The 13,451-nt window shown below is 47.1% G+C and carries 13 protein-coding genes and 1 tRNA gene; 10 read left to right on the forward strand and 4 right to left on the reverse strand.

Annotated features, from left to right (window positions below; translation table 11 throughout):
- Positions 1-9: 9 nt before the first annotated feature.
- On the reverse strand, positions 10-450 hold the full coding sequence (locus tag VGA14_RS07320; RefSeq protein WP_331003100.1) for a hypothetical protein: 441 nt from the start codon (positions 448-450) through the stop codon (positions 10-12).
- 265 nt (positions 451-715) lie between these two features.
- On the opposite strand from VGA14_RS07320, the gene VGA14_RS07325 reads away from it, so the two are divergent.
- From VGA14_RS07325 to VGA14_RS07335, 3 genes are all read left to right on the forward strand, one after another.
- A tRNA-Ser gene (locus VGA14_RS07325) sits at positions 716-799 on the forward strand.
- 267 nt (positions 800-1,066) lie between these two features.
- Positions 1,067-1,936, forward strand: a complete 870-nt coding sequence (locus tag VGA14_RS07330; RefSeq protein WP_331003101.1) for a class I SAM-dependent methyltransferase — start codon at positions 1,067-1,069, stop codon at positions 1,934-1,936.
- Between the two features lie 309 nt (positions 1,937-2,245).
- A complete protein-coding gene (locus VGA14_RS07335) occupies positions 2,246-2,653 on the forward strand; it encodes a VOC family protein (protein ID WP_331003102.1) in 408 nt (135 codons plus the stop codon).
- Between the two features lie 598 nt (positions 2,654-3,251).
- Here VGA14_RS07335 and VGA14_RS07340 read toward each other — a convergent pair.
- Positions 3,252-3,629 carry a VOC family protein gene (locus VGA14_RS07340; RefSeq protein WP_331003103.1) on the reverse strand — a complete coding sequence of 126 codons (378 nt, stop codon included), beginning with the start codon at positions 3,627-3,629 and terminating at the stop codon, positions 3,252-3,254.
- Positions 3,630-4,186: 557 nt separating this feature from the next.
- Between VGA14_RS07340 and VGA14_RS07345 the strand changes: the two genes are divergently transcribed.
- Complete coding sequence (locus VGA14_RS07345; RefSeq protein WP_331003104.1) at positions 4,187-5,233, forward strand: hypothetical protein; 1,047 nt, start codon at positions 4,187-4,189, stop codon at positions 5,231-5,233.
- 185 nt (positions 5,234-5,418) lie between these two features.
- On the forward strand, positions 5,419-6,168 hold the full coding sequence (locus tag VGA14_RS07350) for an Lrp/AsnC family transcriptional regulator (protein WP_331003105.1): 750 nt from the start codon (positions 5,419-5,421) through the stop codon (positions 6,166-6,168).
- 276 nt (positions 6,169-6,444) lie between these two features.
- Here the strand turns inward: VGA14_RS07350 and VGA14_RS07355 are convergent, their stop codons facing one another.
- Positions 6,445-7,143, reverse strand: coding sequence for a response regulator (locus tag VGA14_RS07355; protein WP_331003106.1), 699 nt, complete (start codon positions 7,141-7,143; stop codon positions 6,445-6,447).
- A 288-nt stretch (positions 7,144-7,431) separates the two neighbouring features.
- Between VGA14_RS07355 and VGA14_RS07360 the strand changes: the two genes are divergently transcribed.
- The gene (locus VGA14_RS07360; RefSeq protein ID WP_331003107.1) at positions 7,432-7,713 is read left to right on the forward strand and encodes a winged helix-turn-helix domain-containing protein; all 282 of its coding nucleotides are present in this window, start codon (positions 7,432-7,434) and stop codon (positions 7,711-7,713) included.
- 230 nt (positions 7,714-7,943) lie between these two features.
- On the opposite strand, the gene VGA14_RS07365 is transcribed toward VGA14_RS07360, so the two are convergent.
- The gene (locus tag VGA14_RS07365) at positions 7,944-8,453 is read right to left on the reverse strand and encodes a hypothetical protein (RefSeq protein ID WP_331003108.1); all 510 of its coding nucleotides are present in this window, start codon (positions 8,451-8,453) and stop codon (positions 7,944-7,946) included.
- A 305-nt stretch (positions 8,454-8,758) separates the two neighbouring features.
- On the opposite strand from VGA14_RS07365, the gene VGA14_RS07370 reads away from it, so the two are divergent.
- From VGA14_RS07370 to VGA14_RS07385, 4 genes are all read left to right on the forward strand, one after another.
- Entirely contained in the window at positions 8,759-9,148 is a 390-nt protein-coding gene (locus tag VGA14_RS07370) for a hypothetical protein (protein WP_331003109.1), read from the forward strand.
- 64 nt (positions 9,149-9,212) lie between these two features.
- Positions 9,213-10,127: a hypothetical protein gene (locus VGA14_RS07375; RefSeq protein ID WP_331003110.1), complete on the forward strand. Its 915-nt coding sequence runs from the start codon at positions 9,213-9,215 to the stop codon at positions 10,125-10,127.
- Between the two features lie 1,192 nt (positions 10,128-11,319).
- Complete coding sequence (locus VGA14_RS07380) at positions 11,320-12,294, forward strand: YncE family protein (RefSeq protein ID WP_331003111.1); 975 nt, start codon at positions 11,320-11,322, stop codon at positions 12,292-12,294.
- A 546-nt stretch (positions 12,295-12,840) separates the two neighbouring features.
- Positions 12,841-13,451: hypothetical protein (locus VGA14_RS07385; RefSeq protein WP_331003112.1), on the forward strand; the 611-nt coding region annotated here is incomplete at its 3' end.

Raw genomic sequence — 13,451 nt, forward strand, 5'->3', positions numbered from 1 at the left:
GCAAGTCAGTCAATCCAGCTGGTTGACTACGCCGGACTCGTGCAGGCCCTTTGAAAGCTCTTTGTACTTCTTGTCGATATAGCTGAGCGACTCCTCCAGTTTCTTGGACTTGCCGTACTTGAAACGCACAAGCTGGCGGTGCCGCCAGTGGTGCCCTCCGTCCGGCATCGCCAAGGTGGTGAAATAGTCAGGGCCCTTCAGTCCGTCGGGGAGCTTTATGCCGTGCGGGAAAATGTATTCGACTGAAAACCACTCGTCTCCGTCCAGGTAGTCGTTGCCGGTAACGACATCGAAGTACAGATGCAACATGTTGTCAAGGGTCAGCCCGTCGTCAGAGATGTTCGGGTGTTTGACCCGGGACTTGCGATAGTCCATCTTCAGGAGCTGGGGCTCAAAGTACGCCTTTATGATGGCGCGCCGGAAGAGCTCGTTTGCCTCCTTTAGGTTCAAAGATACTATATTCGTGCATAGCCATTTTATAATCTTTTTAAGGCAAAGGCTGAAAAATTGCAACGGTACCGCATGCTCCGGCATGAGGGTGGCTATTGAGCGAGCCTGCATAACCCTATTACCGGAGCACGGCTGCGGGTGATGAGAAAAAACGGTGGGGGGGGAGGGGCGAGGCGCAGATATCATGGGATTGGTGACGATGTCCGTATGGATGACGAGGAGTAATTGTTTGATTAATATAATGTGGATCACAATTGCATGGCGGGCGGGGGTCGCCTAGCCTGGTAGGGCGTGGGATTGCTAATCCCATGTCCGAAAGGACACGTGGGTTCGAATCCCACTCCCCGCGCTGTATTCGAGGAGTTATTCAGGGAATAAGCGACACATTATCAAGAAAACAGGCAAGAATACAGCTCCAATACGATGTCATAGAGCGTGTACATAGGGTACGAAGACAGGAACTTTTACCCACTCCTCCGCCGGCGTTCACGAATCCCACCTACGGTATTTTGTACATCGATTTTGGTAAGCTTTTCAGCAGAGACATTTCTTATCTGTAGCGCTAGCGCGTGGGAAAAGTAAAAGAACTACGTGTGGCCAATAATCAGGAAGTAGAATGAGCGCGACTCCACAATCATTCAATCCAGAACAATTCAAAGCACTGCAGCGACAAATGTGGGATAACGTAGCTAAAGGCTGGGAGACTTGGTGGCAAACCATTGAGCGTGGGGCACAAAAAGTCAGTGACAAGTTGGTCGAGCTGGCAGAAATTAAGCCAGGTGACAGGGTTTTGGACATAGCAACTGGAATTGGAGAGCCAGCAGTCACGGCTGCAAAGCGGGTCAAGCCAGGCGGCAAGGTGGTGGCTACTGACATCTCACCTCAAATGATAGCAATTGCAAAGTCAAGAGCTAAATCTCTTGGTTTGGACAACGTAATGGAATTTGGAATAACCGACGCTGAGAAGTTGGACTTTCCGAAATCATCCTTTAACGCAGTTCTTTCTAGATGGGGTTTGATGTTCCTTCCAAACCTTCCCGTTGCCTTGACAACAATTAGGCAGCTCCTCGTACCAGGAGGAAGGTTCGCGGCTGCAGTATGGTCTGCTCCAACCAAAGTTCCGATGCTTGATCTGGCTTTTTCTACTGTCAGAAAAGAAATCAATGCTCCTACACCGCCGGTCGGCACTCCGGGACCTTTTGCCCTAGCCGACTCTGAGGCTCTGAAACGGTCATTCAGTCAAGCGGGGTTCAGTGATATTCGAGTTCAAACAATTTACATTACGATTGGTTTTGATTCAGCAGAAGGATATACAAGGTTCCAACAGCAAATAACTGCACCTATCCACGCCATGCTAGCCAGTCAAGCTGACGAAAAAAAGAAGCAAGTTTGGGAAGCAGTAACGGCTGCAGTCGGTCAATATGCTGATTCTCATGGCAGAGTGAATTTGGATAATGAAGTGATTTGCATCGTAGGCAAATCGTAGTATCCCTTTCTGTAGAGATTCGGCTCGATTAATTTTAAGCATCATGTAACATAATTACCATGCCCACAGTTCGGGCCTGTACACAGGATAAAACCAAATAGGAAGTCAAGTGTATACGATGATACAATGGAAAAAGTTCTTTCTCGACAAAAAAGATCCTCGAATGCCACCGGAAAAGACGAATCCCATTCCCCGCGCTCTACTTTTGGCTCATACCAAGTAAGTATGCATATCATCAATTTCATGAGCTGCAAGACAAACGCTGCCTAATTCAAAGCGTTTATAGTCTTCAATTTGCGTTCTATCATAATGGCAACAAAAATTTTTGTGAATTTGCCAGTAAAAGATCTCAAAAAGACAATAGAGTTCTTTACCAAACTTGATTTTACATTCAACTCTCAATTTACCGATGAGAATGCGACATGCATGATTGTTGGTGGGGATATATTCGTTATGCTCTTAGTTGACAAATTTTTCAAAACCTTTACTAAAAAGGAAATTTGTGATACTGCAAAAAGTACGGAAGTGATAGTAGCATTATCCGCCGAAAGCAGAGAAAAAGTAGATCAGATGATAGACAAGGCGATAAAAGCCGGAGGCAGAGAATCTAGAGCGCCACAAGACCACGGATGGATGTACGGACGTAGTTTTCAGGATATTGATGGACACCTCTGGGAAATAATATACATGGACGAAGGTGCAGTAAGAAAAGAATGAAGAGGATCTCTGATATGGGCTTTGCAACTGAAGAACACGGATCTACTCACTCTATTTCAAGGTAAGATGCATTGACTTGTCGATCTGGCACACGTTTAGTACCTGCCTTGATACGCTATTTCTATGCCCTTCACATCAAAGGATCGGACAGAATTAAACCACGCCACCAATGCAATGGTTATCGTATCTCAATGGGCTCTTGTAGGATAGAGGGCTCGTCTCGTGGTACTATTACCTCGATGAGAGGTGCACCTCACGCGTAGAGGGCGATTCAAATATGTTGTCCAGATACCTGCCGACGAAATACTTAAGACCATTCGATAGAATACAATCATTGCATGACTTATTATGATAGGCAGACCTATGTGACACTGGTCATCCCGCAAAAATTCTTGGATATTCTGAAAACACATGTGGAGACAGGTAAGCAGGGAGCCAATACATCTGGTTTAAGACTTCTGATTTCGGCCGGTTGTATGGAATTTCCTATATCATCAAAGTAGAATCTCGGATTCGGGCTGTCTGCTTGTCCACCAGCCCATCAATTCATTCCTTTCTTCCTTTCTTCCTTCCCTCCCCAATTTCATACCCTCAAACACTACCGGCTCTCATGTATGCAAAGAATATTCTGATCCGTGTCCTTGAACCAGGCAGCCCTGACCGACCCCTGAGTAGCTATTCCATTCTTCGTCTTTATGCCCGGCATGTCATACTCTTCAAAAGTAATCCCCTTTTCCTTCAGGTTCTTTACGACTGATTCTATGTTACCTACTTCGAAGGTAGCGACGGTATGGTCAGCCTTGGTCTGTCCTCTCTCATAGAGCTCGATCAAAGTACCTTTCCCGGCACTCAGAAGTGCCATTCCTTGCATATTTGCAGGCAGAAGTTTCAGCCCAAGCGTCCCAACATAGAACTTCTTGGCTTTTTCGATGTTTGTAACTGGAATAGTTGGCCTAACTGCCGAGTTTGCTAGCACAGGCCATAGACTGGATCCGCATATTTACGGTTTGCTATCGGTAGGCTCGTAGAAACCATCTGAAAACCCCAGATGCTGCTCGATTTCAGAACCAAATAATGGTGTTTATCACCATCAAAATGCTGTCGTTCTTGCACGTCAATTGTCTATCTAAATGAACGAATTGCAACATGGTTTTTACTGAGCCTATCGGTATCCAGTTTGGAGGGATAGGTGCTGTCAAGTCTTGCCGTACTGGTCGCGCCTGAACTATCAGGGTGGATAGTGGATTGAATTATCAAGGAGGATTCGGTTGCCTGCTAGCAAGCTGTTAGTATTCCTTCCAGTACTTGAACCAAGGCAAGCGCTGCCCCGCCGCACTTCCCAAATCCCGAATAGGCCATGAGATTGGCTCCCATAAGACATGAGATTCCAACTGACTCGCACGAACGCCATTGAGACAACAAACCGCGCCATCAGTTCATGAGAGCTATTGCATCGGGCATGGTTTAGGAAATAAAACTCTCTCATTTTTTCCGACAACCCTTAAATTAAATCAGGGTTAAGCGATCGTCGACATGAATAAGAGGAGTATCCCTAAAAGAAACTATCTTTTTGTCGTTCTATTTGGAACTCTGGGAACAGTGTTGTTGATGACCTCTCTGTCGTCATCGCAGGAGGTTTTTGCAGCCAACCTTGAGTGGGACGGCGGTGGTGATGGAACTAAATGGTCGGACTGCAAGAACTGGAGCGCAGACGATTGTCCGAATAACGCCGACGACATAACCATTGCTGGCTCGGAGGTCGTATTGGATGTTGATTTTGCCATCGGTGCTGGTGGAAGTCTTACAATTGAATTTGGAAGCGTCCTTGTAATCGATGCGAGCATCATGACTAACCAAGGTACCATTCACAACAATGGGGGAATTGGCAATTTTGGTACCATTGACAACCAGGGTGGTACGATTAACAATTTTGGCGGCATCGGAAACATCGGTACCATTAACAATAAGGGTACCATTAACATCAACCCGGGCGGCAGCATCAACAATGACTCTATCATTAACAACGACGGCATGATTAACGACTCTGGTAGCATCGGAAACATCGGTACCATTAACAATAAGGGTACCATTAACATCAACCCGGGCGGCAGCATTAACAACGACGGCATGATTAACAACGAGGGTGGTACGATTAGCAATTTTGGAGGAATTTTCAACAACGGTACCATCAACAACAACGGTACCATTAACAACAACGGCGGAATCAGCAACACAGGCATCATTGACAATAAATGCGGCGGCATCTTCAACGATAATGGCATAATACTGGGGAGCGCCGTTGCACACGAACCCTGCGTCGCAGAAGTAGGCACAATAATCGACGATATCTATGAGATGAATCTGCCCAATGGTGTTCAAAATAGTCTAATATCTCCTCTAAAGCAAGCACGAGACCTTCTTGATGACAAAAATCCAGGCAACGACAAGGCTGCCTGCGGCAAGCTGACTGCATTTATCTCTATAGTTAATTCGAAAGAGAGCAGGCATCAGTTGACGTCAGACAAGGCGATAGACCTTAGGGAGCTCGCCACACAAGTCAAAGCAGATCTGGGCTGCTAGTCAATGGGAGGATAGACGATAGAGAAAACCCAGACGCTCTTGCTCGGGCATGAAAGCGAGCCATTATTAGTGCCGATCATGCGCCAATAATGGAGTTTTTTTAGGGTCTGAAATCCTCCTTTAGGTACTTTCTCATGTAGATTTAAAGATAGGTTTAAATCATTGCTGTTTCTATACAGCAGTTAATGAAAACCAAGGCCGAACAAAAAGACATCCTGATTGAGGAGGAAGAAGAAGAGATTTGTGCACAGGTGAATGCAGAGACTAGGAACGAGACTCCCAAGTCCAGGCATGAAATCTTGCAAGAACTCCAGGGGTTTGGCATCAACGTCGGCGCGCTAGAGTCAATGTCTATTGAGGCCCTTGAAGAGCTCCTGATAGGTGTTCGAGCCATGGTCAGTGCGCACGCGAATCAAAACAAGCGCGGAAGGCCAAAGAGTAACAGCGGGTTAATACCCATATTTTCGAATTCAGATAAAAAGATCCTTCATCGTCTGATGGACTCGACCGGGAACGTATCTTCCTTGGTCCTTTCTCGCGAGCTTGACATTCCTCTGACTACTGTCCAGAGGAGGAAGAATAGACTTGAAGCAAACCTGATAGACATTAACTATTCTCTCAATGTGGAAAAGGTTGGATGGAGGATGGCAACATTGTTTGTCTCCACGTCAGAAGGTAAGATCGATATTGTAGGGAAGCGTATCTTGGAAACGGATGACATGGTGTCTTCGGTTACACGAATGATAGGAGAAAATACAATTGATATGAAGGTAGATGTGGTATTTAAGACAAATAAGGAATTACTATCGCTGATAGACCGTGTCAAGTCGATGGAAGGAATAAAGAATGTCTTCTGGAGCGAATCGATGGGCCTGATAGGCAAGAGTGGTAAATGTTATCACAAGATAATCGACTCGCTAGGCGCTGACGAGTGAGAGCAGGCGTCGCACACTCGCTGATTCATAGGGTCACGGCTTTGGGGAAGGGGAGAGGCGTTTCGGGATGGCCTCAAATTCTCCGTAATCTTTCTTTAGCCATACGGATGATTCCCATGCCGCCAGAGACGTAAAGATGTCCTTTGGCAGACTGTCTACTCTCCCTAGACTCGGCGGTGCGTACGAGTCGTTACACTCTTCTCAACCAACCAACCAACCTCAGGGCCGTCAGCAAATGGACTTTCCTCAATACATCGGGCGTTGAAGAAAGCAATATCAAGCCTTATCGCTTGACAGTGGGTGTTTTTGAAAGTACCCTTGGAAAAATTTCATCATGAAGGTGCCGACGTGGTCGCCAAATATCGCCCCCAACAGTGACTGCAAATGGCCAGCAGAATACCATTCATCTGATTCGAACCTCAAACCCTTGTCTTGCAAGTCCTCAGTCAGTGACTCCCTGATGGCTCGTCCTAGGATGGGCGTCATCCGTTCAAGACCTCTGCGCACGTCTTCAGCTGCTATGAACATGTGCTCAACATCGGTCCTGAGCACAAACTCGTTTATCTCCTTGAGGTCCTGGATTGTCGTGGTGTTCTCGATAAGCTCCACGAGCATCTTTGGCTCGAATGGTTTCTGTATCAATTCCACGACTTGGTGCAGGTTCTTGACCGACTCACGGAGTGTATCCTTGACGTGTGCGGAAGCAAAAACGACCCGCTGATCCGGATTTATTCTCAATATCCTTTCTGCCGTCTCAAGCCCATTGAGTTTTGGCATTTCATAATCCAGCACCACAACATCAAAGGCGTGGTAAGGCTCTTGGCCTTCCTGTGCCGGTTTGCCGGCAGCGCGTTCGTACGCCTGCAGGCATTCCTGGCCATCGTAGGTAATAGTAACCCCATGACCTCTGGATTCTAGGGCAACGTGGTAGATGCGGGCCATATCCTTTTCATCCTCGGCAATCAGGATATTCATCGTAGAGAATTGATCCCGCTTGCCTAAATATAAGGTTCCCTCGAATCAGGGGAAACCTGAGAATCTCAAACTGTGAATTCAACCTCCTACCCGCCTCCTACCTTCCCCTTCTCACTCATTTCTGCAGGATATCCATCCCGCTCGTTGAAAGGTGGGGACCGAAAATGGCAACGAGGAGAGCAAAAAAAGCTTGGTTCGTGCCATCTAATGGCTATATCGTTCCAATGTACTGCGCACTTTCGAACAATTTCCTTTCATAGTAAATAGTTCTAGTATGGTTGAAAAGAAATGTCCAATAGAACTAGGACTGAAATCATCGCTGATATGCTAGAAGGAATGCTCGCTCCGGTAACGATTACTAGAATAATGTACAAGTCAAGGCTCAGTTTCTCGCAGCTGAAGGAATATCGGGAGTATCTGCTGTACAAAGGCCTAGCCAAGCAAGAAAATGAACTGTGGGTTATCACTTCGAAAGGACGTGCTTTTCTTGAGGCGTACAACAATGCTATGAAAATCCTGGAAGAACCGATGGTCATGAACCTGTATGAGAGTGCCTTGGACCTAGCCTGAGAGACGCACAAAAAATCTAGTTGTTAGAGAACTTTCACAAAATAGGCACTAGCGCCTGAGTGAGTGCGTAACCCTACTATTTTGGGCTACATCCTTTTTTGCAACTTTTCGGCGAGACTAGATACATGAAGAAGCACGGCAAGTTTCCTCGGGTCTACTGGATAAAAGTGCCTGTCTGCCCAAAGAGGGTATCTTGTGGATAGACTGGCAGATGCCGATTGCATTAACTTCTACATTGAACCTGCTGCCTTTTCCAGATATGGTATTACCTTCTGAGAAAGGATACGCTCTATGTTCGGGTCGCTGGTAGGTTCCATACCTAAAAGAAGGAAATGATTGTCATCTAGCACGACCGTTACCAGTGATGAGTCATCATAATGTGCAACATAGTGCCTGACCCGGCCGAGATTGTTTTCCCAAGACTTGTGCAAGCCCCATATGATTCCAGTATGGAATGAATACTTTTCCATTTCAGTGTCGTTGAGATGCGACAGAGAATCCGAGTTCGGAGCTTTTTCCTTTTCGTATGAATTGCTATTGTCCCCGCCGATTACAGGCTGATGATAATTCCTGCCCTTTACACTGTTCCTGCGGTTTGACGCAAGTGCCATAAGGTACCCCGACTTTTCTCCTATTGCACAAAATTGAATTGCGCCGTCTAGCGAGAGCATCTCATTGCAGGTGTCAGTAATCTTGCTGTCGCGATTCAGGGCGGTGCTTTTATCATGTAGCATTTCCAATCAACTCCATTCCACCCTCCCTTTCCTTCGTTCCCTCGCTTCCCTCGATTTTTCTGCTCCTCTCATGGTAATAATGGTTATGGTGAAGTTTCACCGGCAATTGCTGCATTTTCTACGATTCACCGACGCTGATTCTGTATAAAAGCACCAAGTTCAGATTTACCTTAATTTTGCCCAGCAATGCTGAGCAAAATACTCTATCTTGCCGCAAGAATACCACTCTGTGACAACTGGCTCCGACAAATTGACCACGTTTTCTATATACTCCTCGCCCGAAAAGTGCACTGTATCGTGCTAGAAAACAAGTGGAGACCAAGAATGGGATCAGTGGTTTGACCCTGAACAACTTGCTGTACGAGTCTGCAATGGAGGTACTGGAAGGACTGGGCGAAGAGACCATGCAGGCCATATTGTGGCAGATGAGTACACAAGGCGTCAGCTGTGCCCCAGATACATTTGACCTTCACATCTTTGCAGTTGGTATGCGCGACTTGTTTGGCCACGGAGCCGAGTCCATTCTTGAAGAGATCTATCAGAATATCGTTTGCAGGCTGGAAACGTTCGAGCAAACATTGTCTTACAATGGCTTTGGCAACGTTGGTGGCGGCAGTACCGACTGTATGAGCACTAGTGCGTTGCAAAAGATTCAGAGCATCATTGGAATCACCGATGGACAGAGGGGGAGAAAACAATGAACAACAACATGCCTAGTGCCAAGCAGGAACAGGAGAAAGCCTCAGCTCGGGGATGATTGTGAATTTGACCCGCACAGAGACTTCCAATTCGCTTTCTCCTGACCACGTCAGAAAAGAATTGCGAATGATGCTTTTAGCATCTATCGGCACGATGAACCTATTCGTTCTGCTCGTCGCAGAAAGCCAGAGGGCAATAATCTCACACTGGCTCGTACTTGTCTGTGCCGCGGCTGTAGTGGCAGTTTCGGTGGTAATCATGTACAGGCAGAAATTCAAGGGTCTTTACGGGAGGACCTACGGGGCCATAGCAATAGGCCTGCTGCTCTGGTTTTCAGCCGAAGTGGTAAGCGCGTGCGAGCAGTATCTCATCACCAATTCATTGACTGCGGCAAGGGGGCCAATTGCCTCTGGTTCTGCTAATTTCCAGCCCTCGATGGCAGACGCTATATGGCTTGCCGGGTATGGATTCTTTGCGTATTTTCTGTTTAGAATCATGATTCACTATTCAAAGTCAATCAAGCCCCAGATGCTTATTCTTATTGCCGCAGCAACAGCAATATCTGCACTCGTTCTAGCACAGTCGATAGCCTATTACTATAACTTGTACGGACCTTCTTCTTCGTCCGGAGCAAGTGCTGTCATCAGCGAAAAAACCATCTCACTTTTCCTAAAGATCGAATATCCCATCCTGGACCTGCTCCTGATTGTGCCAGCGCTTGTGATACTGTCAGGAGTAAAGGACGGGAGACTCACGTCGACGCCGTGGCTTCTCTTGTCTGCCGCTGTGCTGATACTGGCCGTGGGCGACATTGGCAACATTTACCTGTCTGTACTGGGGGTTGCGCAGAACCACTGGATGTGGAACATGCTTGCGACTGCAGGCTACCTTTGCATTGCCACTTCGCTTTTCTGGTACAACCGGTTCTTCATATTTGACGTGAAAAGGACTGTTCGAATATGGCAAGAAAGCAACCGTTAGCTTGATGATGCGGCTAGAATAGTGATTCTTGTCATAATCCTGCAGGGTTCAAGAACGACTAAACCAGGAAAGGAAAAACTGTTTATCTAATCAAGAAGCAGTAAATCACAAGGCAGAATCCTCTTGATCTTCAGCGTGAACTTGGCGAAATTGCTTAGCGATTGTCATATAAGCCTGGCAGAGGCAGAGAGCTTGAAGCCCCCGCCTGCTGTCAAGGTGACATGATAGAGGTTTACTATCGTTCATCCTATAGACTTGGCAGTAGATATGCATAATGTCCGAAATGAATGGGTGATGTGACTATCGAGAGGTCACCAACCCTTCAAGAATGAACCCGGTTTTGTGAGTTCAGTTTCCGACAATTCAGTTGCTCAACCAGAGGCATAACGAAACATCGAACGTGGTTCTAAAGAGGGCGGTCCAAATACGATTTTCATGTCAACCAAGGGATGTTGCATCAAAAAAAATTTTCTGTTGCTAGGGAAAAAGATGTTATTTATGGTAGGATTAATGGACCGAGTAAGTAAACTGGTCTGCACTCAGCCGATTGATGGGTTGATGTCTTCTAATGGTGAAGGGGGGCTAGTCTGGACCCATAAGGACCGGCCCGACCCGGACTGGAATGATCTGGACTGGATGCACAATCGTAGTACCATTTCTTGTATTAACCTACTACAAAAGGATCGTTTATTCTCAATTTGGTGTAATTACTTGACCAATTCATACATTTGCCTGCGAGACATTGAAAATTCGACAACTGCCAATAGTCATTGTGTCAACAACATTACACAATCGAGCTTATTGAGGTCTCATTACTACTAAAAGGCGATAGATTACAAAACCTCTATCATGTCAGCCAGTTGCCCTGGCCCAAGCCAGTCTTGGGCCAGGCTGCTGGTTTTAGAAGGTCCCCCACAAGACGAAGGAAAAGGCCACAGGATATAGGATATAGCACAAACTTTATGTAATGTAATTACCAAACGACTTGATCAGGTTGTCGATTTTGGCGCGGTCATTGTCTGCGTCCCGCATCTGCGTTCGAACGGTTACCATATTTCTAATCCCATTTCTTTTCCTCCCGTTTTCAGCGGCTGGCGCAGACAGCAATGGTGACATTAGGTCGATTTCTACTACTTCTACGGAATCAGAACAGGGCATCACGACTGCGAACAGCGGCGACGGGCCCTGCGGAATGGTAGTCGATACAGCAACCAATACGTTGTTCGTATCCAATTACCAAGCAAACACTGTCGCCCTATTAGATGGACTTTCCCACGAAGTTTTAAAGACTGTCGATGTGTCGGGTAACCCATGTGCAATCGTCTTTGATCAGGAACGAAAGACCGCATACGTCACTGCAGAAAGAGGCGACAAGGTCTATGCTATTGATGCAATCTCAGGAAAGATAAAGACAAGCTTTGATGTAGTTGGACCCTATGAAATGGTTGTCAGTTCTAAGACGGGGTGGCTTTATGTAACCAGTGATTCTACCGGCAGGGTCTTTGTCATTGACCCAGAGTCGGGGAGCACTCTCTCGACGCTTCATATCGAAGCTCCATGCGGTATCACCATCAATAGGGAGAAAGACATTGTCTATGTGAGCAGCGAAACGACTGGTAAAGTCCATGTGATCGATGGCAGAACCAACAATATAGTGGCTACAATACCAGTTGAAGAGGGCCCCCGGGGCATGGCGGTTAACCCAGAGACAGACACGCTCCTAGTGATCAACACCTTTTCCAATTCTGTTAGTGTAATCGATGAGGCGGAAAACAGGGTTACTGATACCCTGACCGTGGATAATGGCCCAAGAAGGATCGCGGTCAACCCCAATACCAATACTGCTTACGTTATCAGCCTAGTCGAAGGCAGTCTTGGGTTCATAGATCTGAATACAAACACGATAATAGAATCAGTGACCGTGCCACGTCCCTACGATGTCGCTGTCGATTCACAGAACAATCTCGTGTACGTATCAAATCCGTTCTCGAACCAGCTTTATGTAGTTGAGGGATTCGAGAGGGAAATTGTCACTCCACGTCCTGGGGCTATTGCTGCGGAATACATCATCATCGGCGTTGCAGTAGGAGTAGTCGCTGCCGGTGCTGCGGCAGGATTCATGATCTTGCGAAGGAGATCAGGCAAGGATACGGAAGGCAGAGAATAGACGCTCCATTCCTGCCAATAATCACACCAGTGTTTTTATAGCGCTCGGCCAAAACTGAATACCGTGTTGCGTATACGAGGGCCAGATTCTGACGACTTGTCTTCGAGGGCACCATGCCCTAATGATGGAAAGCGTGGCTTCCTGTGGGCCGCGGGTGTTTTGGCCCTCATTCTGGCTGCAGGGGGAATGGCGCACGGACTTGGTTCGCTAACCTTTTTTGCGTATGCGGCCGAAGGAGATGAATACAGAGTCCAAGGTTCAGGAACGGATGTAGAGGGACCTAGCCAGACCTTGAGAATAGAATTTGAAACTCAAGGAGGAAGTGATAGCAATTACGCTGCTCCAATCATCGGGAGTTTCGAGATAACTGTTGAGAATACAGGAGCTGGCGAGATAGACTGTATTGTACAGGGACAATTCACTCTGGGCGGCATCGATTCTGACTATTTTGATGTGTATGGACCCGTGACCAGTGTACAAGGCAGCAACTGTGATCCCATCTTTGAAAATTCGTTTGTGTCAATATATGCCAACGAAGGAACCAATGTGTCTATCAACTTGCTCGGAGAAAGCGGGCAAATAGACCAATATGAATACGCCTTTACCGGTAGCGTAACAATTACTCTAGTCGAATCCGATACAGATGACGGCGGCAGCGGCGGCAGCGGCGGCACAACAGGCGACGACTCTGACACCCCAAGCGGCGACGACTCTGACACCCCAAGCGGCGACGACTCTGACACCCCAAGCGGCGACGACTCTGACACCCCAAGCGGCGACGACTCGTATGTTTCTGGCGAAGGGTCTTTCGTAGCTACGGGCTCACATGAAGGCATCGAGTACGAAGTGAGAGGTAAATCAGCAGGCGGTGTATTCAAGGCAACCGAAGTTATACTCAACTTGGCCAAGTCAGTGCAGGTGACATTCGATGTTACTGCCGAGAGCACCGGAGATGAAAGAGAAGTCTGGCTTTCCTTCCCAAAGGCGATGATAGATGGGATCTACATGGTACAGTCCCCTGAGAGTTCACCCTTGCATGCAGGCGAAAGCGTCAGCTATGAAGTTGTTGACGAAACTTTTGGCGATAATGCTCAAACGACTATCAGATTCGTGATCCCTGAAGGCACCGACACAGTTGAAGTATTGGGCACTACGGT

The organism is Nitrososphaera sp. (assembly GCF_036397675.1).
In the GTDB taxonomy this organism is placed as follows: Archaea; Thermoproteota; Nitrososphaeria; order Nitrososphaerales; family Nitrososphaeraceae; genus Nitrososphaera.